At 62.8% G+C, this 23,433-nt stretch carries 25 protein-coding genes and 2 pseudogenes; 17 read left to right on the forward strand and 10 right to left on the reverse strand.

The window, feature by feature from the left end:
- Positions 1–746: 746 nt before the first annotated feature.
- From IEX88_RS26320 to IEX88_RS26330, 3 genes are all read left to right on the forward strand, one after another.
- Complete coding sequence (locus IEX88_RS26320) at positions 747–1,751, forward strand: sensor histidine kinase (protein ID WP_188855452.1); 1,005 nt, start codon at positions 747–749, stop codon at positions 1,749–1,751.
- A gap of 255 nt (positions 1,752–2,006) precedes the next feature.
- Complete coding sequence (locus IEX88_RS27155) at positions 2,007–2,951, forward strand: HWE histidine kinase domain-containing protein (RefSeq protein ID WP_188855453.1); 945 nt, start codon at positions 2,007–2,009, stop codon at positions 2,949–2,951.
- Positions 2,952–3,124: 173 nt separating this feature from the next.
- Complete coding sequence (locus IEX88_RS26330; RefSeq protein ID WP_210319344.1) at positions 3,125–5,551, forward strand: PAS domain S-box protein; 2,427 nt, start codon at positions 3,125–3,127, stop codon at positions 5,549–5,551.
- A 3-nt stretch (positions 5,552–5,554) separates the two neighbouring features.
- Here IEX88_RS26330 and IEX88_RS26335 read toward each other — a convergent pair whose 3' ends face one another.
- From IEX88_RS26335 to IEX88_RS26345, 3 genes and pseudogenes are all read right to left on the reverse strand, one after another.
- Positions 5,555–5,902 (reverse strand): response regulator, encoded by a 348-nt coding sequence (locus IEX88_RS26335; RefSeq protein WP_188855454.1) that lies wholly within the window; start codon positions 5,900–5,902, stop codon positions 5,555–5,557.
- 410 nt (positions 5,903–6,312) lie between these two features.
- Positions 6,313–7,010, reverse strand: a pseudogene (locus IEX88_RS26340) (transposase); the annotation flags it as partial.
- A 423-nt stretch (positions 7,011–7,433) separates the two neighbouring features.
- Positions 7,434–7,985 (reverse strand): hypothetical protein, encoded by a 552-nt coding sequence (locus IEX88_RS26345; protein ID WP_188855455.1) that lies wholly within the window; start codon positions 7,983–7,985, stop codon positions 7,434–7,436.
- Between the two features lie 276 nt (positions 7,986–8,261).
- Between IEX88_RS26345 and IEX88_RS26350 the strand changes: the two genes are divergently transcribed.
- Together IEX88_RS26350 and IEX88_RS26355 are read left to right on the forward strand one after the other, a co-directional pair.
- Entirely contained in the window at positions 8,262–8,954 is a 693-nt protein-coding gene (locus IEX88_RS26350) for a DNA-binding protein (protein ID WP_188855456.1), read from the forward strand.
- A gap of 92 nt (positions 8,955–9,046) precedes the next feature.
- Positions 9,047–10,138 carry a hypothetical protein gene (locus tag IEX88_RS26355; protein WP_188855457.1) on the forward strand — a complete coding sequence of 364 codons (1,092 nt, stop codon included), beginning with the start codon at positions 9,047–9,049 and terminating at the stop codon, positions 10,136–10,138.
- A gap of 609 nt (positions 10,139–10,747) precedes the next feature.
- Here IEX88_RS26355 and IEX88_RS26360 read toward each other — a convergent pair.
- The 6 genes and pseudogenes from IEX88_RS26360 to IEX88_RS26385 all read right to left on the reverse strand — a co-directional run.
- Positions 10,748–11,047, reverse strand: a pseudogene (locus tag IEX88_RS26360) (IS21 family transposase); the annotation flags it as partial.
- 526 nt (positions 11,048–11,573) lie between these two features.
- Complete coding sequence (locus IEX88_RS26365; protein ID WP_188855458.1) at positions 11,574–12,341, reverse strand: hypothetical protein; 768 nt, start codon at positions 12,339–12,341, stop codon at positions 11,574–11,576.
- A 104-nt stretch (positions 12,342–12,445) separates the two neighbouring features.
- Positions 12,446–15,235 (reverse strand): hypothetical protein, encoded by a 2,790-nt coding sequence (locus IEX88_RS26370; protein WP_188855459.1) that lies wholly within the window; start codon positions 15,233–15,235, stop codon positions 12,446–12,448.
- A gap of 324 nt (positions 15,236–15,559) precedes the next feature.
- On the reverse strand, positions 15,560–15,886 hold the full coding sequence (locus IEX88_RS26375; protein WP_188855460.1) for a hypothetical protein: 327 nt from the start codon (positions 15,884–15,886) through the stop codon (positions 15,560–15,562).
- Positions 15,887–16,017: 131 nt separating this feature from the next.
- A complete protein-coding gene (locus IEX88_RS26380; protein WP_188855461.1) occupies positions 16,018–16,347 on the reverse strand; it encodes a hypothetical protein in 330 nt (109 codons plus the stop codon).
- Positions 16,344–16,814 (reverse strand): hypothetical protein, encoded by a 471-nt coding sequence (locus IEX88_RS26385; RefSeq protein ID WP_188855462.1) that lies wholly within the window; start codon positions 16,812–16,814, stop codon positions 16,344–16,346. The genes IEX88_RS26380 and IEX88_RS26385 overlap by 4 nt, the downstream gene beginning before the upstream one ends.
- Positions 16,815–16,884: 70 nt before the next feature.
- On the opposite strand from IEX88_RS26385, the gene IEX88_RS26390 reads away from it, so the two are divergent.
- Positions 16,885–17,139 carry a hypothetical protein gene (locus IEX88_RS26390; protein WP_188855463.1) on the forward strand — a complete coding sequence of 85 codons (255 nt, stop codon included), beginning with the start codon at positions 16,885–16,887 and terminating at the stop codon, positions 17,137–17,139.
- Here the strand turns inward: IEX88_RS26390 and IEX88_RS26395 are convergent.
- A complete protein-coding gene (locus IEX88_RS26395; protein WP_188855464.1) occupies positions 17,114–17,890 on the reverse strand; it encodes a hypothetical protein in 777 nt (258 codons plus the stop codon). The two genes, IEX88_RS26390 and IEX88_RS26395, sit on opposite strands and share 26 nt — an antisense overlap.
- Positions 17,891–18,123: 233 nt before the next feature.
- Here IEX88_RS26395 and IEX88_RS26400 point away from each other — a divergent pair, with 233 nt between their 5' ends.
- The 11 genes from IEX88_RS26400 (at position 18,124) to IEX88_RS26450 (ending at position 23,361) form a co-directional block, all read left to right on the forward strand.
- Positions 18,124–18,420 (forward strand): hypothetical protein, encoded by a 297-nt coding sequence (locus IEX88_RS26400; protein ID WP_188855465.1) that lies wholly within the window; start codon positions 18,124–18,126, stop codon positions 18,418–18,420.
- Positions 18,417–18,884 (forward strand): hypothetical protein, encoded by a 468-nt coding sequence (locus tag IEX88_RS26405; RefSeq protein ID WP_188855466.1) that lies wholly within the window; start codon positions 18,417–18,419, stop codon positions 18,882–18,884. The genes IEX88_RS26400 and IEX88_RS26405 overlap by 4 nt, the downstream gene beginning before the upstream one ends.
- Before the next feature lie 62 nt (positions 18,885–18,946).
- A complete protein-coding gene (locus IEX88_RS26410) occupies positions 18,947–19,741 on the forward strand; it encodes a 3'-5' exonuclease family protein (protein ID WP_188855467.1) in 795 nt (264 codons plus the stop codon).
- The gene (locus IEX88_RS26415) at positions 19,738–20,232 is read left to right on the forward strand and encodes a hypothetical protein (protein WP_188855468.1); all 495 of its coding nucleotides are present in this window, start codon (positions 19,738–19,740) and stop codon (positions 20,230–20,232) included. The genes IEX88_RS26410 and IEX88_RS26415 overlap by 4 nt, the downstream gene beginning before the upstream one ends.
- A complete protein-coding gene (locus tag IEX88_RS26420; RefSeq protein ID WP_188855469.1) occupies positions 20,229–20,624 on the forward strand; it encodes a helix-turn-helix domain-containing protein in 396 nt (131 codons plus the stop codon). The genes IEX88_RS26415 and IEX88_RS26420 overlap by 4 nt, the downstream gene beginning before the upstream one ends.
- A 5-nt stretch (positions 20,625–20,629) precedes the next feature.
- Positions 20,630–21,691, forward strand: coding sequence for a hypothetical protein (locus IEX88_RS26425; RefSeq protein WP_188855470.1), 1,062 nt, complete (start codon positions 20,630–20,632; stop codon positions 21,689–21,691).
- Between the two features lie 334 nt (positions 21,692–22,025).
- On the forward strand, positions 22,026–22,208 hold the full coding sequence (locus IEX88_RS26430) for a hypothetical protein (RefSeq protein ID WP_188855471.1): 183 nt from the start codon (positions 22,026–22,028) through the stop codon (positions 22,206–22,208).
- Positions 22,205–22,447: a hypothetical protein gene (locus IEX88_RS26435; RefSeq protein ID WP_188855472.1), complete on the forward strand. Its 243-nt coding sequence runs from the start codon at positions 22,205–22,207 to the stop codon at positions 22,445–22,447. The genes IEX88_RS26430 and IEX88_RS26435 overlap by 4 nt, the downstream gene beginning before the upstream one ends.
- Positions 22,444–22,692 (forward strand): hypothetical protein, encoded by a 249-nt coding sequence (locus IEX88_RS26440; protein WP_188855473.1) that lies wholly within the window; start codon positions 22,444–22,446, stop codon positions 22,690–22,692. Before IEX88_RS26435 ends, IEX88_RS26440 begins: the two co-directional genes overlap by 4 nt.
- 91 nt (positions 22,693–22,783) lie before the next feature.
- A complete protein-coding gene (locus tag IEX88_RS26445) occupies positions 22,784–22,987 on the forward strand; it encodes a hypothetical protein (RefSeq protein WP_188855474.1) in 204 nt (67 codons plus the stop codon).
- Positions 22,975–23,361 (forward strand): hypothetical protein, encoded by a 387-nt coding sequence (locus IEX88_RS26450; protein WP_188855475.1) that lies wholly within the window; start codon positions 22,975–22,977, stop codon positions 23,359–23,361. Before IEX88_RS26445 ends, IEX88_RS26450 begins: the two co-directional genes overlap by 13 nt.
- Positions 23,362–23,433: the final 72 nt, after the last annotated feature.

A 23,433-nucleotide genomic window follows, 5' to 3' on the forward strand; every position in this document is an offset into this window, starting at 1 on the left:
ACAGGAAAGGGCCCGATCGGGCCCTTTCCTGTGTCGTGCCCTCTCGGACGCGTGGCCTGGTTTTACTCCGCCACACTGGCCTGGAATTGCTCCGCCGTTGACAAGTGTCGGGCTGACATCGAGTCTGCGGCCCGCTTCCCTTGCAAGCACTGTCGTGATTCGCTCTTTTCAGGAGATGGATCATCAGCAAGAGCTATTCGATCGATCTGCGCGAGCGGGTCGTCGGGTTCATCGACAGGGCGCAGTCACGGCGGGCGGCGGCGAGTCTTTTCGGCGTCAGCGAGAGCTTTGCGATCAAGCTGGATCAGCGGCGGGCGCAGTCGGGATCAATTGCGCCAAGCAAACAGAGTCGTCCCCGCGGGCAGCGGTCGGCTGGAGGTGTTCGAGGCTCTTCTGATCGGGGCGGTCGAAGCTAAACCCGACATCACCATGCCGGAACTGGCCGCCCGGCTGATGGAGGCGCACGGGGTGACTGCCGCTCCCGAGATTCGGCTCGGTCGAAAGCTGCCGATCATGATGCGCCGTTTATGTAGCACATCATGGCTGATGCTAGGCCGCCCGGAAGCGTTCCGCCGTAACGGACAAGTCCATGACGGAAGCGGCCCGAAGCGGCACCGGAAATCAATTCCGATAAAGTGGTAAGCCGCCACTTAGCTTGCCGTCGAGCGAGGGGCAGAAGCGGCCACTTCAGGAGATCGGGCGAGGTAAAGCTGTTACTGGTGTCGGAAGGCCATAGAGGGGATACGATGAGCACACCTTCCACCGAGACTCCACAGAAATGGGACGCCAAGCGTTTGCGCCAGGCCATCGAAGCCGCAGGAGTCGCGCTTTGGTCGTGGAACGTGGACACCGACGCGTTGGATCTTGATGAGCGGGCGACCGACCTTTGGGGGGTGTCACCTGGGGAGGCGGTCACCTTCGAGGATCTGTCCGCGCACATCCACCCGGCGGATATGGACCGGGTCCGAAACGCGTTTTCGGCGACCCGTGCGATCATGGGTTCTTACGAGATCGACTTTCGCATCATGATCGGACGCGAGGTCCGGTGGATTTCCGCCCGGGGACAGGGGAGCGACGATGGCATCAGCAATCGGTCGATGTTCGGGGTCTTTCTCGATGTCACGGGTCGCAAGCAGGCGGAGGAGGCGAACGAACTGCTGGCGGGTGAAATGAGCCACCGCGTAAAGAACCTGCTGGCCATCGCCTCCGGACTAACCAGCATCACTTCTCGTTCGACCACCACCGCAGCCGAGATGGCCCACGACCTCACACGGCGTCTCACGGCTCTTGGTCGCGCCCATGACCTCGTACGCCCACTGCCCGGCGGGCAAGGAACCGCTGCGCTTCTGGGAGACCTCCTCACGGTATTGCTCGCGCCATACGACGACCTCGGTGCCTTCAGCGGCCGCATCAGGGTGTCGGTTCCGCGAATGGGTGTCGGCGAGGCTGCCGCCACCACCTTGGCTCTCGTCATCCATGAGCTTGCCACGAACTCGTTGAAGTACGGCGCGCTCTCTTCGGACAATGGGATGCTGGACATCGCGTGCGACACGCCGGGCAAGGAGTTGGAGATCGTCTGGACGGAACGCGGCGGCCCGGCGGTGAAGCCACCTGAGGGGACGAGCGGTTACGGCTCGAAACTTTTGAACCGAAGCGTGTCGGTTCAACTGGGTGGATCGATTGACTTCGACTGGCAATCGGAGGGGCTCGTCGTCACTTTGAAAATTCAGGGAGATAGGCTGAGCGCCTAGACAGGTGGGCATGGTGGCGGAGCCGATCCTGGCGGTGGGAGCCATGCAACCCATTGTCGTCTCGAACGTCATTCTGGTGAAACGACAATGGAGCGCGTCAGGATCAGAACCGCCGGCTCGTGGGCGGCTGATCTAAGACAGCATCGGAAGGCACGAGCTTTGGCAGACAGTCCACGTCCGAGTATTGACGATGAGATCCACATCGCCACTGGCAGCAGCAAGGACCCATTCGCGTCCGCGGTGAGAGCGACGCGAATGCCGATGATCATCTCGGACCCGACCCTTCCCGACAATCCGATCGTGTTCTGCAACAATGCCTTCCTCGAACAGACAGGTTATACGCGCGAAGAAGTCCTTGGACAGAACTGTCGGTTCCTTCAGGGACCCGCCACGCGCCAGGCGGATATCCGGAGGATCGGTGCAGCGGTCGACGCTCGCAAGCCGATCCAGATCGACATCCTGAACTACCGCAAGGACGGCACGACATTCTGGAACGCGTTGCTCATGTCCCCGGTGTTCGCGGACGGCGAACTCTCCTACTTCTTCGCCTCGCTCCTCGACGTGACCGAGCGCAAGCGGGCAGAGGAACATAGCTTTCTTCTCAACCGCGAACTCGACCACCGGGTAAAGAATACGCTGGCGACCGTACAGTCGATCGTCGTGCAGACGCTCAAGGGCTCGGCGGTGCCTTCCGACGTGGCAAACGCGGTGGCTGGGCGCATCCAAGCCTTGGCGCGCAGTCACGATGTCATGACGCGGGAGGCATGGGCGAGTGCGTTGCTCGGCGACATCGTACGGAACGCTCTCGAGCCCATCCACAAAATGGTCGGCGACAGGATCGTCGTCGACGGACCGGATTTTCGCTTGAGGCCAAGGATCGCAACAATGCTCTCGCTTGCGATCCACGAGTTGGGGGAGAATGCCTTGCGCTATGGTTCGCTAAGCAATCCGTCCGGCACGGTCATAATCCACTGGGCCATCGTGGACGAACGCTTGCGGCTTGTTTGGTCGGAAAAGGGTGGACCCGAAGTCCGAATGCCTTCATCGAAGGGCTACGGTGGGCGCATCGTGGAACGAGCGCTGGCAGCAGAGTTCGGTGGCGCCGCGTCGATTGACTACGCTCCGGAGGGCGTCGTCTTCACGCTGGATGCACCCTCAGAGGGGTTAGGCGTCGAACGAACTGAATGGATCGCCCCGTAAGCGTGCAGGTTCCGGGATCAGTTCGGATCAGTCGCCATGGCAAGCTAAAGCGGCCGTCCCACGCTTCAGCTTGCCATGGCGGCGTTGGCTCTCGTAGCAACTGGCACCAGGTGTCTTTCGCGTGGCGGATTTGCTGGCTACCAGAGCTGCCGCCACTTACATGAGGAACAGGCATGCAGAGCTTTTTGGCTGGGTCGAGCGAGATGGCGGGCCGGATCCGGGAACGCAACTGGACCGCTTCACCCTTGGGTGCCGCGGAGTTCTGGCCGCAGTCGCTGAAGACATTGGTCAGCATCATGCTCGGGTCGAACCATCCCATGTTCGTCGTCTGGGGTCCGGAACAGATACTCATCTACAACGACGGCTACGCCAAGATCCTTGCGATCAAGCATGCTGCGGCCCTTGGACGCCCGTTCCTCGAGGTCTGGGCGGAGATCGCCGACGATCTCGTTCCGATCGTAGAGTCCGCCTATGCAGGACATCCGGTCCACATGGACGCGATCCGGCTGGTGATGGAGCGAAGGGGCTATCCCGAGGAGACGTTCTTCGCTTTCTCCTACACGCCCGTGCGGGGCGTCGGCGGCGTGATCGAGGGCTTCTTCTGCGCCTGCAACGAGATCACCGGGCAGGTGCAGACCGAGCGCCAGCTACGGGAGAGCGAGGCTGCGCTGCGGGCGCGGGAGGCTCAGTTCCGCACGCTTGCCCAGGCGGTGCCTAACCACGTGTGGACGGCGACCGCGGACGGTCTTCTCGATTGGTTCAACGAGAAGGTCTACGCCTACGGCGGCGTGACGGAGGCAGAGCTGCTTGGGGCCGGCTGGACCCGGCTCGTACATCCGGACGATTTGAAAGCGGCCGGGGCAAGCTGGGCGAATGCCGTCAAGAACGAGTTACGCTACGAGACAGAGTTCAGGATCCGTCGGGCCGACGGGAACTTTCGCTGGCATGTGGTCAGGGCAGAACCCGTGCCGGGTGACGATGGCGCCAAGCGCTGGATCGGGACGAACACTGACATCCACGAGCAGCGGGTAGCGCTCTCGGTGCTCAGCGCCGCGAAGGAGACGCTTCAGGCCGAGGTAGACCAGCGTACTCGCGAGCGTAACCGTCTCTGGGAGAACTCGCAGGACATCTCGATCGTCGTCGACATGGAGGGCCGCTTTCGGGCGATCAATCCAGCAATGACGCGGATTCTCGGTTGGCGACCTGAGGACATGGTCGGACGGCCTGTCTTCGATTTCGTTGTCGCCGAAGATATCGCCAAGACGGAGGAGGCCCTGTCGATCGCGACCGGCGACTCCTTGGACGCGACGGTCGTGCGATACCGCCACAAGGACGACGGGTTCCGCTGGATCTCTTGGGTCGCGGCCCCGGAGAACGGCGTCATCTTCGCGACCGGCCGCAACGTGACGGGAGAAATGGAAGCGCAGGCGGAACTGGCCCTCGCGCAGGAGGCCCTTCGGCAGTCGCAGAAGATGGAAGCCGTCGGCCAGCTCACGGGCGGCATCGCGCACGACTTCAACAACATGCTGGCCGTTGTCATCGGGTCGCTCGACCTCCTAGGTCGCCGAGCCGACGGTAGCGATCCGCGGTCACGCCGCCACATCGACAACGCGATGGAAGGCGCCAGGCGTGCGGCTACCCTCACGCAAAGGCTCCTTGCCTTCTCGCGTCAGCAACCTCTCAACCCCGAAGCACTAGATGCCAACCGACTGGTATCCGGAATGTCGGATCTCCTTCGCCATACCCTCAGCGGCAACATCCGGCTTGAAACGGTGGGCGGCGGCGGCCTGTGGCGCTGCCTGGTCGACGCGAACCAGCTCGAGAACGCGATCTTGAACCTCGCCGCCAACTCACGCGATGCCATGCCGGAAGGCGGGAGGCTGACGATCGAGACACAAAACGCTCACCTTGACGATCGCTACGCTGCGGGCAACATCGGCTTGGCCCCAGGTCAGTACGTCTTGATCGCAGTGACAGACAGCGGCACGGGCATGTCTGCGCACGTCATCGAGAAGGCATTCGACCCCTTCTTCACCACGAAGGAGGTTGGCAAGGGCACGGGGCTCGGCCTAAGCCAGGTCTACGGCTTCGTGAAGCAGTCCGGCGGCCACGTGAAAATCTACTCCGAGCCTGGCCGGGGCACGACCGTGAAGCTCTACCTGCCGCGCCACATCGGCGAGGGCGAGACCATCGAGCAAGAAAGCTTTTCGGCCGCCATTCTCCCGGAGGAAACGACCCAACTCGTCCTCGTGGTGGAGGATGACGAAACCGTCAGGCGGATGACCCTGGATGCCTTTCAGGAGATCGGCTACCGGACCCTGGAGGCTGACGGGGCAGGCGAGGCGCTACGCCTGCTTGAGCTGCATCCGTCAGTCGACCTGCTGTTCACCGACATCGTCATGCCCGAGGTCGACGGGCGCAGGCTGGCCGACGAGGCCTTGAAGCGACGTCCCGACCTGAAGGTCGTGTTCACCACGGGCTACACGCGGAATGCCGTGGTCCACAACGGCGTGCTCGACGCGGGCGTCGACCTGCTGACGAAGCCATTCACGCTGGAGGAGCTGTTGGACAAGGTCAGGAGCGTTCTCGAGCGACGGTAGGGTTCAGGATTCCCTGGCGATCCTCTCGATCGTCTCGACGTCGTACGGCTTGCCGACCAACGGCCACCGGACTTGGTCCAGGTTGACGTATCCCGACACGAGCACGATGCGCAGTGAAGGCCATCGTTGCGACGCAGCCGCCGCTAATTCCGGCCCGGTCATGCCCGGCATGCGGCAGTCGGTGAACAACAGCGAAACGTCGGGCCGGCTCTCGAGCACCGACATGGCCTCCGCCCCGCCGCGAGCCTCCAGCACCTCGAAGCCAAGGTCCTCGAACATGTAGACAGCGTTCATGAGGACGAGCGGCTCGTCGTCGACGACAAGGACTACCTTGGGGGCATCAATGTCCATTCGTTCGTCTCCCGACTGAAACCCTCATGCTTATCTGCGACCTTCCACGCCGGACGGGAAGGCGACGGCCAAGCAAAACGCGAAGTCGTCAGGTAGCGCTCTATCGTACTGGGAGCAATGGCGGCGGCAGGATGAGAGGACGGCGAAGTTGTTCGAACACGTCAACAGGCGCTTCGGCATGACTGCGTACGGCGTAACGACGAGCTACATGGTCGCCTGTCTAGCATCGGGCTGACCGATTGCGAATTCCGACTGATGTCGCCCACGATTCCGAGATGATGTCGCCCACCGTTCCGAATTGAAGTCGCCCGCCATCCCGAGATGAAGTCGCCCGGGTGGGGCGGGTGCTGCTGGCCTGTTTAGGGTCGCTTCTTTGGCTTGCCGAAGGAGAGGCCGATGCCAGCGGAGAGCCGGGCGGTATGACGCTCTAGCGTCAGGCCGTGATGCTGCATGATGCGCAGCACCCGTTTGGCGTTGACTGTCGGGCGCCCTTCAGAGCGCAGGCGACGGTTCAACAGCGCCGTCACACGCCTGTAGCCGTAGGTCGGCCGAGCGTCGACGATGGCACGGATCGGCGCCAAGAACTCGGCATCCTCCGCCTTGCGATACGGCCCCCGCGGCGTCACCGTCTTGCCGCGTCGCTCGTTGATGTGGGAACAAGCGACGTCGAGCGTCCGTGCCACGGCGCTCACCGTGAACCGTCCGTCGGATCGCTCCAGGACAGCAAGGGCGACGTCCGTTTTTTTGGGCGGACGACGTCGAGCGCCTCTTTGAGGATCTCGTTCTCCATCGTCTTGCGGCCGAGCAGGCGCTCGAGGTCGCGGACCCGCTTCTCCAGATCGCGGACCCTCGACGTGCCAACGACATCTTCGTCCGCCTGGACGGCGGCATGGCCGCCCTCCAGCATCCGGCGCTTCCAGGCAAAGAGCTGCGACGGCGAGACACCCGCCTGCCGCGCCACGAAGGACACGCTCATTCCCGGCTGCATCGCCTCCTCGACGAGGCGGACCTTCTCGGCCGTCGACCATCGCCGCCGGCGCTGCACGGAGGTAATCACTTCGACCCGCGAAAACGGGCCATCAGGAGCTTTCGACATAGTCGTACTCATAGGCGGATGCCTATGCCTTATCGGCTATGCCACCTGTCCAGTCAAAACGGGGTGCGCTCCACACTGTGGAAATCATTTCCGCATCTCATCGACTTCACTCGCCACGAATCCGGCCTGCACGTCTCGCCATCTGAACGACTATGGGCTCCGTGTATCGGGTGGTGTATCGTGCCGTGTATCGTAATCCGTGCGCGCCCGGTCTCGAAGCCCCGGGATATGTGGGTTTCGGCGTAATTGGCGGAGTGTCCCCCCTTCTCCCCGCCAACGATCATGCGAAAGATGCCGGTCGATTTTTCGCTTTCCTGGTATCGGTAATTTTGGCCTTGCTTTGTCCGATAATCATCCATTATCGGACGTCAGCATTAGTAATGACGATGGGAGCGGACCCTTCTATCAGGTTGTTAAATCTGGCCTCAGGCTGCATTATCCTTCCTTTTCAATTTTTTCTACGCGGCCGTTCCGTATAAGTTTTTCGCGAGTTTCTGCCAAAGTATGCTTATTAATAACCGTACTTGATAAAATAAACGGGTTGACCAGAGGATTATATCCTAATTCATTGAGCTTAATCATCAAAGACCATTTAACAAAATTTGCTGGGGATCGTCCAGTAGCTGCGCAGGCACTTATAAGCAGCCGCGCTACGGTCGAAGAAATACGGATGCTTACGACCCCATCCTTTCGTCCACCCGTTGATTGATCCTCAATACTTATCGATCGCCCGTCCACAGGCGACTCAAGTTCGGCCTTAATCCGGGCCGCATCCTCGGCCTCGCTTCCTTGGGTCATTTTAACGAGCGTCTCGACGAGAGCCATTCGGATGAAGGGTACTTCACCCAAATTCACGGCAAATCCAGCACGGGCTGCCGTGTCTCGAACATCACCCTTTAGTCGAACGGTAACCCTCTCTTCCTTGTTTTCACTTTTTTTACCATACAAACGCTTACTTCGCTGAGTTTGACCTTCATCGTGGACCATATCGTTGACGGCGCTCCTGTTGTGTGTTTTATGACCTTCATTGGTGACCGCAGCGGTCTTCTTTTAGTCGATGGGGCCTACCTTAGGCAAGTTAAAATAGGACCCGACGCTGCTGCAATCTCTGCCGTACCCACTGCGGTCAACCCGATACCAAAGCAATGAGCCGAAATAACCCGACCTGACCAAACCGAACTGACCAAACCGAAGTAAACCAAACCGAACTGAACCGAACCGAACCGAACTGAACCGAACCAAACTGAACCAAAAAGGGTGAGCATGTCTCAAGCGATTGCAACTCAGGAAAGTGTAACTGCCGCGGTTGCTGCGCTTAAAGCAACAGGAGTAAAGGTTACGGCGCTTAGCGTTCGTGAATATCTCGGCGGAGGTGCACAACTCACTATAACACGGCATCTACGCGAGCTGCGCGCATCTGTCGATCCCGCGGCCACATCCGCTCCGTATCCTGAGGATTTTCTGCGAGCAATCGACGCTGCGAAAGCGCCGATCTGGGAAGCTGCGCGGAACGAGGCCAAGCGTAGCTTCGAGGAAGAACGTATTGTCTTCGTTCGAAACACGAAGGCTGACCAGGAGGAGCTACTTGATTCGGCAGCACGAATTGACTCTCTCGAGGCCGAAAACGCAGAACTTATTGCTAAAGTATCGCGCCTGGGAAACGAGAAAAACGATTTGTTGCTGCGCCTGGCGAACATCGAGGACGACTTCGGTCGAACGAAGTCATTGGAGACCGAACTTAGACAGCGTGCCGAAACTGCGGACGCCTCAGCTCACGCCAGGGCCGAAGTCATTGCTCTTCTTCGGGAGCTTGGCCTTCCGGCGATTCAAGCCCCTGAGCCACAGGGGTTCTCAACGATCGACGAGTACGTGGAGCCGAAAACTGCAACGCTCGATCGCGGCACCGAGCCTTCCGTTGAACCAAACAGCTATCTCGTTGCCACCGGGCGAGCATGAGGCTGAGCTGCCTTTACCGCAGCCTTCGTAATAGCCGCGAAATTATCCGCAACAAAAAGCTAGACAACATCGAAAACGAGAAGATGAAAAACATGAACAAGACCACTCCTAAGTCATCCGAACATAAAAGCGCAGAAAGCCTCCAGTTTCTGGACCTGAATTCTGGAAGCTCGCACGCTGCGCCGCGATCGAAGGTAAATTTCTTTGCCTTGAACGCTCTGGACCCAATCATCGACGCCGGGGAGGGCCGCCTCGGCGCCTGGAGCGTGCGCCTTATCGATCAGGATCGTCAGGGAGCAAAGCGGTTCGAACTTAGCCGCGACGGCCTGAATTTCGCAACCTGCGTGGTTGCTTGGGAAGAAGAGACTGCCGCGGAGATGTGGTCCGCGATGGCTTATCGTCAGGCTCTGCCTGCTCTCGATAAGCTGCTTGGTTGTCCGCCGCTCCCTTGGTTGGTTTCTTTGCAGGACGAGACGAGTTCCGCAACCTTGCGGGAGCGCTGGGGGAGTTCACTATACGAACCTATGATGCGGGAGTTCACCGGCCTGGCGGAGACCATCGCCTGGGCAATCCTCCTCAAAGGTCAGGCGGGTCGGGCCTCGGCGCCAGGTGGTGTATCCGAGCCTGATGTCTCAGGTGTAGGGTTTCCCGATTTCCCGTTGCTGCCGACAGACGGGGCTACGTTGTGCGTCGGTCCATGTGGCCTCATGACCCTGATCCGTCTTTCGGGTATTCGACCCCCAGAGGTTTCTGCGATCAACGACGGCGAGATAGAGGTCGGCATTCTTACCTCAGGCAAATCGGGGATCATGCTAGCCCGGTTCCAAAACCCCGGAACGAGAAGGGGTGAACTGATCTTCGACATGCCGTTCCACATTGGTTTGCTGGATCCCGGTGAGAGATACCTTACACGGCGAGGGCACAGCGAGCGACGCAACATGCTCATCGTTGTGATGGATGAGGCCGGGCGGCCACTTGGCGAGCGTGAAGTCACGCTCTCGCAGGAGACCTCGGAGGTTCTGGAACGGATTGTTGAGAGCCAGGCCCGAGTCTCAGGCGAAGCTGGCTGGTCTCGCCGTCAGCATGACCGCGAAGTCGATGACTTCTACAAGCGCTTCCCCGACCCTACGCGGATCGTTGACCGGTTGTTCGAGCGCGCCCACGTACGTCAGACGATTCACTGAACCGGTGTCATCGCCCGCGTCGTCCTCATTTCGCGCGGACGAGAGGACTTTGCTGCCTTGCCGGAGCGCACCCGTCCTTGCGCTAATGCCGGCGCAGTGGAGGATGGTGCCAATTTCCTGCTGACCGTGATTTCGGCGTCGCCGGATGGAACCTGCGATGTCCCGGCTCGACACGGCGTCGATCACGCCCTTCGAGAACAGGTGAGCGGCGATCCTCCAGCGTGGAAGCCGTGATCGCCCGAAGCGGCGCCGGCGCGAGCAGGACCTCGCCGCGGTTGGCGCCGTTCGTCGGGTTGCGGGGGTGGTGGACCTCGGGCGCCGGGACGTGCTGGACGACGAGGGGATCCAGACCTACCGACTCGTTGGGATGAAGGTTGTAGACCGCGTACCAGGCGATGCGTCCGTTCTGCTGGCAGATGCCGTTGACGAAATGGCCGTAGCCATCGATGAACTTCGTGTAGTTGTACGGGACGTATTCCGAGGACAGGAGCTGCCACGTCGACTGAATCGGGCGGGGTCTCGCCGAACGCGGTGCCGGAATGGTCTATTCGGCGCAGCATCGCCTCACCGCCCACGGTCTTCATCCAGTAGAGGTCGCGCTGCAGTTAGCCGAGATCGCGGTCGCCGGAAAGGCCGAAGTGGCGCGATATCTTCGTCGAAGCTCGCCGCCTGCGGGATCGGCGTCATGAAGTTTGACCGTGCATACTTCACCAGCCCTTCGACCTTGCCCGTGTCGTTCCCCTTGCCCGGCCGCCCGAAGCGATCCCGGAACAGGTAGTGGCTCTGGAGTTCGGTGAAGGCCCGAGTGCGCTCCCGCTTGCCGTAGCCGCAGATCTTGGCCACCGCGATCGTGGTGTTGTCGTAGAGGATCGACAGCGGCACGCCGCCGAAGAAGGCGAAGGCCGACATCCACACCGGCGACGGACATTCTCCACAGGCGGCCGCCGGGAGCCATCGCCGGCTAGGATCGCCCAGACGGGGGCTGTTTGTCGGAAATGTCGTCGCCGCATGGTTTCGGACAGATGCCACCAGATCGCGTTCTGAGCAGCGCCGCCCTGAATGACTCACAGGCGTCGAAGTTGCGGATGGCGTCCGCACATGGTTTCGACGGATGCCCCCGGGAGGCGTCAGGATGCGTTCTGATGGCATCGATGCCGGAGGTGGGCGGAAGGGGCGGCGAGGTGGGATCGTCGGCGGCGCTGTCCCGCACGACGCCGGGCGGAGGCCGAGGGGCGGCGGTCTACGTAGTAGACTGCGGCGTGGAGGGCAGGGGAACGCGAGGTGGGAAGGTTGGCGGCGGGGGATGGTTTCGGCGGCCGGAGGATGGGGAGTGGGGACGGCGGGTGGGTACTCCCGTACCTGCACTGGCGTCGGCTCCGACAGATTGCACACGTTCGGTCTGTTCGTGTGTAATCCGTCGGACTGGCGTCTGGCGCTACTTCTCGAACGCGGTCGGCCCATCGACCTTGCCGCCGCCGTTCCCACCCTTAGCCATCCTGTCCACCCGCTTCATGATCTCCCTCGCAGCATCTGCCGTCATGCGTCCCCCTGCGCGTTCCACCGCGTTCGTCCACGCCGCCTGCAGCTTCATATTCCCTCGATATCGGCTCTGCCTGGCTGCGGCGACGAGGAGCTGCGGTGCGGTGTCGCGTCCTGTGCGCCTGTAGAAGCCGGCAGCCGATTTCTTGCGGGCTTCGCGGTAGAACACGCCGCCCGTCGTGTCCGAGGTCTGCGACTGCGACATGGCGACGAGTTCCGCCAGCGTACCCATCGCCAGGTTGCCGTACGGCATCCGGAAGCCCAAGCGGCGCAGGCGTTTCGTCTGCGGCACCCAGTTGGCACTGTGGGCGACACCGACCTCGCCGGGGCGCCGGCGCTTGCGGTCGCCGAGCTGGAACTGGAGCCAACGTGCAGCACGGGGCGAGACCTGGAGGTCGATGCCGATTTCGTCGGCCGTGGTCTTGCTCTCGACGACGAGGACGGACGAGGACGCGGAGCCGGGGTGGATCCGCGTCGCGGGGGCGGGTCCACCCCCGATGTGTCGGCGGAAGGCAACGGAGAGCAGAACCTGGGCCTGTTTGCCGGCGCTGCGGGCGGCATCCTTGGCGGCGGACGGGACGACGACGGTGCCCAGGGCGTCGAGGTTGCGCTCGAAACGGCGGAGAGAGGCGCGGTCGAGTTCGACGAGTGGCGGGCGGGCCATCATGCGGCTCCGATGTTGAGGATGGGGGCGGGCGCGGTCGATGCGGTCATGGTTGCTCCTGGTCTGCGGCGACGGTGCCGAGGCGGCGGGAAAGATGGAAGCCGTCAGGCGTGGTCGGGGGTCGGCTTCAGCCCTCGACGCGAGAACGCCGCGTTCTGTCGAGCGGCAGCCGATTTAATGTCGGACGCCGCCCCGTACGGACGGATCCAGATGTCGTCGGGGATCTCGTGGTTTTCCCAACGCGGCTTGTCCGGCTCGGCTTCCCGCTGCCGTCGGGCGATCTTGGCGGCGCTCTGGCGCTTCAGGTTCTCGTCGAGCGACAGGTCGGCGTCGTACTCGCCTTCGTAGATGACGCGGATGTTCCAGTCGCCGACGAACCGGCGTCCGATCGCCATCGCCTCGGCGTGGGTAGTGGAGCCGAGGACGATGTCGACGCCGGCGGCATGTAGAAGGATCGGAGCGACGGAGGCTTGGAATTCCGCGATGTTTCCCGGCTTTCCGAAGCCTCGGTACTGCGGTCGCAACGTCTGCCAGACGTCGGTCAGTGCAGAGCCGTCGCGGGCGACCTGGAGGCGACGCCAACCGATTCCCCGTGCTTCGGGGCAGACGAGAGTGCCCTGCGCCGGCATCACCGGTTCCGGCATCGGGACGGCCGGTGCCGGCTTCACGCGGTCGGCATCCAGGTGTCCCCGGAACCGCGGCTGAGGCGTGATCGGCCACGGCCTCCTCCCGACGTTGAAGCGAGCACGGTTCTCGTCGAGCGAGAAGTTGGGATTATATGGGCCGTCGTAGACCGCGCAATATGCGTCCTGCGGCCAGCGCGGGTCCTCAACGGACCGCAGGAACTGCAGTGCCCTCTCGATGCCCGCTTCGTGCGAAGCGGCGGTCTCGGTCTCCGGCGGTCGTCCGGCGATGCTCAGATCGACGGTCGTGCTCCCCGCGGGATCCGTCCAGACGACGGCATCGCCGAAAAGCGAGTTCAGCATGAGGCGACGGCCTGCCGACCGAGGGGTGCGGGACTGGGACATGACGGTGATGGGCTCCTGGAGGACGATGGGATTCTTGGCGGCGGAGATGGCGGCGAGAATGCGGTCGAAGCTGACGACTTTCATGCTGCCGCCGATCGACAGCGTCATGCCGATGAACTGACCCCGCCTGATGGCGTCGGGATGGGGCTGAGGCCGCATTTCGGCGTCGGATGTGGAATTGGATGTATCGGCCTGAGATTCCATTTCTGGGGCATTCAGGACGGTCATCTCACCGTAGATCAGGTCGGCTGCGCCTCCTGCCGCAGAATCCGTGATCCCCGCAACTTGGGCGTCATCGGGAACAGAGATCACGGTTAGCGATATGGCTTCAGGCTGCTCCAGATGATCCCAGCTGCCCGATTCGGCTTCGGGCAGGGGAATATCGGCTCCGATGGAAATTTGGGCTTCTGCGGCGTTTAAACCGGTTGCGTCGGAGTCGGTGCTGACGGTAGCAGGATCCTTCCGTGCTGCGCCCGTCAGGATCGAAGCGTCGCCCGTAAGAGCCAGATTCTGAATCGTCAGAGAAGGAGAAGAAGGAAGAAAGAAAGAAAGAGGGTAAGACATGACGTTCTGAGAGCAAAGCCTTATGCCACAAGGGCTAGAGCCTTCCCGAACATCGTCGTCGATCTCGACCTTTTCGATCCTGATTCCGAGCAGTCCTGCACGGTCGGCAGCCGCCCTCATTTCGGTCATCAGCAGGTCTCCGGCACTCTCTCTGGCGATGAGGGAATCGTGGACCGGCAGCACGGTCTCTCCCGCTCTCCTCATCGCCATCAGGATCTCGACGATCATGTCCGACTCCCGTCGCATCAGACCGGCCCCGGCATCGCTGCTGAACGCGTCCGAGATCGCTCGGTGACGATGCGCCAGTTCGCGGTAGAGGGCCGTCGCGGCGATCCTTGCATCGTCCGTATCCGGCACCGCCACCGCCCAGATCTCGTCTTTCTTCGAGATCGCATGGATCGCCTGGTCCTCGTCGTCGGCATTGATCATGATGACGAACGCCGCCTTCTGGAGATCCCGGTCCCAGTCGGGCAGGTCGTAGGCATCCCGCGGCGGTACCAGACCGGCATCGCGGTAGAGCATCGTCGCGTGCATGGAGCCGTAATCGAACTCTACGACGCGGCAGCCATCGATGGTGATCTGGGCGCGCTGCTTCTTCGACAGGACCTGCCATGCCCCGCCGAGTGCGTAGAGCCGTCCGCCGCGCTGCAGGTTGCCGTGGAAGATTCGGCGCAGGCACGCCGCCATGCCGTTGGAGATGGACGCGTTCCGGATGCCGGTGTTGAGAGCGTCCACCTGCCGTGCCATTCGCCGGGTCTCGTCGCTGCTCCGGATCGGTATCGGCTCCCCATCCTCGTCTCGGACTAGAAGGGAGCGCTCCGGCCGGTGCGGGTATGGACGGATGCCTGCGTCGATGACCGCCTGAACCATCTGAACGAGTTCGAGCTTGGCGCGGCATGCCGATTGCCAGCCGAAGACGTACTTCTTCTGACGCCAGTTCTCGACCAGCCCGGCTCGTTCCAACTCGTCGATGCCGCCGCAGACCCGGCGCTTGGTGTGCAGCACGGAGTCGTGGAAGAGAGCGTAGAACTCGTCGCTGCGGCTGTAGCTCGTCCAGCGGCCGAGGGTCGTCGCCTCCGACCACAGCTCCATCGCGATCCGCGCCGCGTTCGCGGAAAGCCGGAACCGGGATGAGAACTCGTCGGCGAAGGACCGGACATCCCAGCGGCTGACGAGGGCCGCCTGTTCACCGCGGTAGGCCGTGCCGCGGGAGGGGTCCTGTTCGTCCCAGGTCGGGCGCCGGTCAACCCAGACGAGCCCGTCCGAGGCGAGGGTTTCGATGATCGGTGTACGTGAAAGCATTCTTCGCCGGTTTCTCTCTGTGGAGCCGGCGGGGCGGGTTGAAGGGACTCTGCGTTTCCGCTAGTCTCCTCTCGTCACACCCAGTGCCCTTGCCGGCCTGGTTTCGAATTGGAGGCCCAAGTCTTTGCCGGACTTGGGCCTTCGTCGTTCTGCAAGCAGCTCTGAATTTTGATTCGGTTCAAGCGCGTAGTGGTTACGCGAGTGGTGGGGTAGGTCGTCTGCGCCCCGGTGTCCCAGCGATTTCCTGCATCCCCGAGCCGGTTCCGAAAATGGTGGGGCAGGTGGTCTACCGTCGTCATCGCCACCCGCCGGAGCTTCCGAGCGTCATTCCTCGGCGTCGTCCTCTTCATCGACGACCGGCTCCGCCACCCGAATTGGTCTCCCCCGCCGCGGCGCATCCACGCCGGCAGCACCGCGTAAAACCCGAAGCGCATGCGACATCGAAACGGCGCCCTCGGGCAGCCCTTGGACGTCTTCCTGGCGGATGCGGTGCCACAGCACGGACAATGCGTCGGCATCAGCCTGCGTCATCGCCCTCTGCCCCTGGGATTTCTTCTGCACCATGCTGAGGGATTGACCGAGGATCTTGGCGACCTCGGCCAGCGAGAGCCCTACGGCGGCGACGCAATTCGCGAAAACGGTCTTGGACATCTGAGGACACCTCGGCTCCGACAGCGACGGTCGCTGCCTTGCCGATAATGTGTGCTATTTGGTTGCCAGCAACAAGATGGGGTACCGCCCGCATCGTTCACGTTTATGTGTGCAACGAGATTGCCGACATCCTACGGTCGCATCCGCGCGACCGCCATCGGCGGCGCGTCCCGGTCCTCCAGCCGCCGCCGGACGAACTCTCCGACGTCCAGCTCCTCCGGCTCGCTCGGTTCGTCGCCATCGAAATTCACCGGATCCAACATGGCGCGGGCGATGACGATGGCATCATCGAGGGCATCGGCGTGCCAGTCGAAATGCGCCCGCGACCAGCCCGCGGTGACGACGAGCCATGCATCGACGAGGTCGAGATCGACGGCGCCGTCGCCATGGAGTTCGGCGAGTTCGGCGAGGAAGGCGGCGGCGATCTGGGCGCGGAGGGCGGTCTTGTCGGAAGCGGTCATGCGGTATCCCGCGTCTGTGTAGGTCTGTTATGCGCTGGGCTTCCGTCTTCCGCGCATTGATCAGACAACGGGGGTGTCTGGGATTTCCCGTCTTCCGCGGTGAGATCTTTCTGGCGGACAGCGGCCCTGTGGCGCGCCGCTCGGACGAGGCCTCGAGGGTTCGTGGACATCAGGTACAAAAGCCGTTTGCCGACGGCCTTCGAGGACGCCTTCTTGTCGTATCCCGCGAATTCCAGCCCGTTGATTGCAAGCATGGATATGGCCGGTGCCAGGCTGGAGACGACCTCGGGAGGCAGAGTCTGAAGGTGCAGCCCCAGGGCCTCGACAATGACCCGATCGACGACGCGCATGACGGGCACGTCCGCGTGTTGCTCCCGATGTTTGGCGCTGTAACCGGCCTGCCGCCGCTTCTCGAACCGCGACCGGAAGCGCGGCACCGGTGTCGGCATTAACTCTTCGTCAGCCATTCTGTGCTCCTATGCTTCATGTGATGCCCCGGCAGATGCCGACCGCGTCCGAACGGCGAGGGATGCCCCGATGAGCTACAACCCGCACAATTTCTGCCGTGGCCTCGAGGGTGCCATCCAAGGTTTCGCGATGGCCGCTGCGAACGCGGCTGCACAGGAGCGCATGATCGACCGCTCCGGTCCCGCCGCCGTCGCCTGTCTTTCCTCCGCACTGCGCGCAGAGCGTCGCCTGGCGAAGGCTCTGGCTGCCGAGTTGACCTTGGCACTCGATCGCCTGGCCGAGGCCGAGGACGAGTTGTCTATGCGTCCTCGCGGTCGTCGATGACGCGATCGACCTTCGGCGCGGGCGCCGGAGGGTAGTCCTCTAGCGTCGCGTTCCGGGCCGCCAGATCGTCGGCCTGCGCGAGCAGTTCGTCGAGCATGTCGCCGTCCGGATCGGATCCGGACTCGGCGGCGCGTCGGATCAACTCGCGGACCCACTCGATTTTTGTCAGCGGCGCCGAAGCCGCCTTCTTCTGCTCGACGACCGCCTGCATTACCGGCAGAAGCGGTACCGCGATGGAGCTCTTTCCCGAGAGATGGAGCCTCAGCATTCTGTCGCTCGCGTTTGCGATGTGCGTCAGGTGCAGCTTGTCGAGCGGCATCAGCCATTCGATCAACTGCCTCTCCGCCGGCCTCGATGGATCGAGCAGGTGCGGAGGGATGGCGCGTCCGTAACCCCTCTCTGACGCCGCAGATCGGATCCGGTCGAACTCCGTCGGCTTTCTAGCGGACCCGGACTGCTTCGCCTTGGCCATCGCCGCCATGGCATCGGCCGAGTTCTCTTCCGTGAAAACCTGCAGTGCATCGTCGTAGGACTGCTGGTTCCGCGCCGGCGTCAGCACCGACACGATAGTCCGGATGCCGTTGATCACCATCTCGACCGGCACCAGCACCAGCGTCGCCAGCCCCTGCAATATCCTCCCCAACAGCTTTCTCATCGCCGACTCCTTCGCGCGCCAGATTTCCGATCCTTCGATCCTGAAGGATTGATAACGCATGCCGAAGAAAGATTTTCCGCCCTCGTTCTTGAGCAACCCGGAATCCTTCGAAGTTCGAACGAATTTGATGGCTAGTTATCGCAACCAGTACCGGTCCTCTCACGCCCAGATTAAGCGTAACTGGCGGTACTATACGACAAAATATTTGTCGTATAGATGAGAACAAACGATGTATACTGAGAAATCTGCGAAAAACCGTGAATTGGTTGTTGTATGAATCGTTTTCTTGTCTATTTTCACCCCAGGAAAGTGAAATTCGGAGGCGGCTTATGAGCGAGAAGACGAAACCGGCGGCGACGCCGTGGACGGACCAGGACCGGGATCTCCTGCGTTCGAAAATGATCGCCGGCGAGCCGATCCGGGCGATCGCGGCGGCGTTGGGGCGGACGGAGAGTGCAGTCTCGACGACGGTCAACAGGCTGGGATTGCAGCCGATGCGGCGGATCCCGGCGGCGACGCAGGTGAGGATCAGGGATCTCGCCGGGGAAGGGTGGCAGTCGTCGAGGATCGCAAGGCGGCTGCAGCTGCCGGTCGAGGTCGTCGAGCGCTATTCGGTGTCAGCGTGAACCGGGCCCTGTGGAGCGATCAGGACGCTGAATTGCGGCGTCTCGTCGCGGACGGTGTTCGTCCGGAGGCGATTGCTAAGATCCTCGGCAGGACGCCTGCTGCGGTGACGACGCACGCATGCAAACTGGGCCTGCGCTGGACGAAGCCGCTTTCGGCCGATCAGATCGATGCCATCGGCAAGCTCGTGGAAGAGGGCGCCTGCAGCACCGAAATCGCCGACCGTCTCGGACTGGGCGCCGGACGGGTCAAGCATTGCATCCGCTACTATGGGCTCGTTGGTCCCCGCAGCCGGATCATCGAGCACGAAAAGCCCTTCGACGATCTCATCGCGGCGATGTCGAGCAACGGTGCGCCCGTCTCGCAGATCGCCCGCTACGTCGCCCAGCCTGCTTCTCGTGTCACCGCCAGACTCATCACGCTCGCCCGGCACGACGCCGTCCGCGATCACCACGCCGGCATCTAAATCACCCCTCGTCCGCCTCGGACGAATTCGAACAACCGAAACTTCGCGAAGGATTACCGCACATGATCAAGGGACACATCTTCATCGACATCGAGACGATCGAAAGCGATCGGGAGTCGATCCTCGCCTACATCGCCTCCATCATCTCGCCGCCGGGCACGTACAAGAAGGCGGACAGCATCGCGAAGTGGGATGTCGAGGAGCGCCCGGGCGCGACCGCCAAGGCGATCGCAGACACGGCATTCGACGGCGGCTGCGGCAGGCTCGCTGCCGTTTCCCTCGCGATCGGTGACGGACCGGTGTTGTCCGCCACCAGCGTCAAGCAGGCGACCGACGACGCTCCCGCAGCATACGACGTGGCTACCGAGAAGAAGATCATCCTCCGTCTCTTCGCGGCCTGCGAGCGCGTCTACGCAGAACTCGGTCGTCCGCCAACGATCGTAGGGCACAACGTGCTGGGCTTCGACATCCGTTGGATCTGGAAGCGCGCCCTCGTCCTCGGCATCAGACCACCGTCCTGGTGGCCTGTGGATGCCAAGCCGTGGCAGCCGGAAAGAGTGTTCGACACGATGACCTACTGGGAAGGTGTCGGCGGGCGGATTTCCCAAGATCGCCTCTGCTTGGCTCTCGACTTGCCGCTGAAGGGCGAGTTCGACGGCAGCATGGTCGGGGCCGCGTGGAAGGCAGGGGAGTTCGAAAAGATCCGGTCGTACAATGCCCGCGACGTCGAGACCGTCAGGTCGATCTGGAAGAAGTTGACGCTTTACGCGGAACCCGAGCAGTCCGCCGCCGACGACCTGCCGCCGCTCCTGATCCCCGCCGCCGCCGAAGCCTTCATCTCGGGAGCCTCCGCATGAACGCCGCACTCCGTTCCCTGCGCGCCGCCGTCGCCGATATCGCCTCCATCGGCGACCCCCGCTCCACCGCCGCCGCCGAGGCCGCGACGTCCGCGCTCGACCGGCTCGAGGCGAGCTTCCAGCACCAGCGGCGCGACCACAGCATGCGCCTGCTCGCCGGCGTCGATCTCGACTGCGTCACCAAGTGCGACCTCGTCGGCGGCGGGGGCGTCGAAGTCCGGGCTCGTCACACGGACGACCGTTACGGCACAGTTGAGGTCGAGATCATCTATGTCGGCGACGAATCCCGCCGCTCCGACAGCAATCTCATCGCGGACGCCGGCAAGGCGGGTCTGGACTCGCTGGTTGTCGAGATCGTCCGCAGGAACGTCGCGATGGCAACCGATGGCGACCTTCTGTCGGCGCTCGATGCGGCGGAGCGCGGCGAAGATCCCGAGATCGGCGAGATCTTGGCGGCCGCGCACGACCGCAACCTGAGGCTCCTGTCGTGACGCCGATCGCCGACCGCCTCGTCGCCGCCCGCTCCATGCGCGACATCCCCGCGACGACTCTCGCAGACCGCGCCGGTCTCGCCCGCAGCCAGCTCTCGCTCTACGAAACCGGCGTGTCGCAGCCGGGGCTGACGATCCTGGTCCGGCTCGCGGATGCCCTCGATGTGCCGACGGACTATCTCGTCGGCCGCACGACGAAGACGCTCTCGACGACACCGGAAACGGCACGGCTGCTGGAGCAGATATCGGCGCTGTCCGAGGCCGACCGCCGCCTCGTCGAGCTCTTCCTCGCGACGGTGGAAGCGGTCGGCCGCGGTGAGGATCCGAACGAGAACCTGAGGCTCCGGGCGCGGATCGAAGCGGTCAGGCGGCAGCAGCGCGCCACGAACTGAAACCAGTGCCCCGGCGCCGTCGAAGAGCGGTGTGTCGAGCGGGCGCAATGCGAAGGAAGCATACGATGCACAAGAAACTGGTAGCGATCGACTTCGACGGCGTCCTGCACAGCTACACGACGCCGTGGTCCGATGCGACGACGATCAGCGACGGACCGACGCCGGGGGCGATGGCGTTCCTGTACGATCTCCATGCCGACGGCCGCTTCGACACCGTCATCGTGTCGTCGAGGTGCAAGGAGGAGGAAGGTCGCCGGGCGATCCTCTATTGGCTTCACCAGAACCTCGGCCGGGCGTTCGGAGAAGACATGCGGGCGGACATCATGGAGCCGATCCAGATCGTCGCCCACCGCCCGCCGGCTCACGTCACCATCGACGACAGGGGTCTGACCTTCAACGGCATGTGGCCCGATCTCGACCACATCGCGGCCTTCAAGCCTTGGAACAAACTTCCGAAGAAGCAGAGGCCGTCCCTCGAGTCCTTGGCAGCTCTCGGTGAACGCATCACTGCCGAGAAGTCGCGTCCCCTCGAAGAGAGGGTGGAGATCTTGCGGGCGGCCATCGAGGGACTGCCGGCCCATTGGCGCCAGTGGCAGTGGGAGGCCGACCCGAAAGCGTATTTCGGTGAGAAATTCGTCAGTGTCTTGGGCGACAACGGCAAGGGTCGGGGACGACAGGCGATCGCCACCGTCCAGGCATGCTCGGCTCCGTACTTCGGCACCTTGGCTGAGTTCATCGCGGCGGCGAATCCCGACACCATCCGGATGCTCCTCGATGAGCGCGACCGTGGCGAGAATATCGTCGTGCCCGAGTGTGCGAACTGCATTCTCGTCACCGAGGAACATATCGACATGGCCGTCGCCGAGGCGCTGGAGGACCACCCGGAGTGGGGCGGGCTCGGGAATGCCGAGACCATCGCGAGGACGGCGATCGCCAAGCTGATGCTGAAGCCAGCGGAAGAGTTGGCGGGCGAGCAGATCCCGGAGCGGGCCCGCCGGTACATGCAGCAGGAGACGGCGGATCCGGAAACGGTCGCCAAGATCCTCGCGGCGGGGAGGGAGGTCTGATGCGCGGCGTTCACCAGCCCACCGGCAGCGGCGCTCCTGCCACGGCGCCTAACCACAAACCGTCCTCGTCGCCGGGGAAGCCTCTGATTTTCGACGAGGTCGACAACTCCCTTGCGACCGCTCTGACGGAACGAGGCGTCACCTGGCCCATCGGTGGCTACGCCCCCGGCAAGTACATCCAGACTTGCCGGACCTGCGATAAGACTCACACGGCCGACAAGCGTGCTTGGTCCTGCCTTGCATGCGTAGTCGCCGCGACGATCGCCGCGTCGAGGAAGAACGCCGATGACCGGGCTGCCATTGTGGGGAAGGCAAGCTCATCGCCTTCAACGCCATGCGCGACTTCATCGACGGGCATTCCCTGTCGCCGGACGTCGCACGGACACGCGAGCTGACCGACACCCTCGAACTCGTCCGGGAACGGCTTGAGGGCGCGCTCAACGCGCCGGCGTATGCGGACGAAGTGATGGCGTTGGCGATCATCGACATCGACCGCCGGATTGGAGCGCGGCCATGACCCTCCTCGCTTTCCGCCGCATGTCAGACGGCTCTCATCCTCCCGCCGCCGCCGACGCCGACCACGTCATCTTCTTCCGCCCCGACGCGGGCCACTGGCACATCCGCGGGCGGCACGGACTCGCCGGCGGCACCGCATCTCCGGAAGACCTCGTCGATCTGGAGGCGTGGGCGTCGCGGACGGCCCTGGCGCATGCGGAGATGGCGAGATCGATGTGGTCGGAAGGGGACGCGGCATGAGCGCGATTCCTGACCTGACCCCCGACACCATCGTGGTCACCTCTGTTGCCGTCACCGATCAGCGCATCGAGGATGCCGTTCGCTATGCCGTCCATGGCGAAAGCCATTTCGAGACCAAGAATGAGAGATTCATCGCCGAACTGGCTGCAAGGAAGGCTATCTCCCTACTGGTCGGTGAGGTCGGGATGTACTCATCAAGATTCGTGACCGAACCGGACTCTCGCGAAGACTGGGCGACTATATGACCCGCCTCCGCATCACCTCCACCGGCTGGACCTACGGCATTTACGCCGCCTGCTACACGCTGCTGGTTCTCGTCATCCTCGGAGCGCTGCAGTGACCGCCGCCGACGTCCGCCAGATACTCGCCGCCGCTTGCCGCACCGCCGGTTCCGCCAAGGCCTGGGCGGCGGCGAACGGGTGCTCGCCGTCGTATGTCGCAGAGGTCCTGGCGGGGACGCGTGATCCGGGGCCGAAGATTCTGGACGGGCTCGGAGTGGAGAAGGTCGTCGGCTACAGGAGGGTAACATGCCCCGAGTGATGATGACGCCGCCGAAGGGGGTGGTCTTCGAGACCTTCGTCGTCGCGCACCTGAAGACCGTCATGCATGCCGTGGGACTGTCGCTGCCTGAGATCCAGGATGTCATAAACGAAGTGGAGAGCAAGCCCGTGAACGAACTCGAGTCCAAGATCATCTCCCGCTTCCGCGAACTCGGTGATCGTTTCCTTTCCAAGGTGCCGAACTGGGAGAATTCCGAATTTTCGATCGGCAACCGCAACAGGGTGACCAGCGACTGGATAGAGCACCTGGGCGACGGGGGTCTAACCTATACTCGCTATTTCCACCACCAGTTCCAGCTCTGTCCCGACTTCATCATCGAAGCTAGAGCGTTTCAGGTTTTGCTGGAAGCATAGCCGGCGCTTGCGAAATAGTTGCTGCATTCGTCTGGGCCGATGGTGGTGACGAGGTTGCCGAGATGGCGCCAG

Source organism: Aureimonas glaciei (assembly GCF_014643375.1).
Lineage (GTDB): Bacteria > Pseudomonadota > Alphaproteobacteria > Rhizobiales > Rhizobiaceae > Plantimonas > Plantimonas glaciei.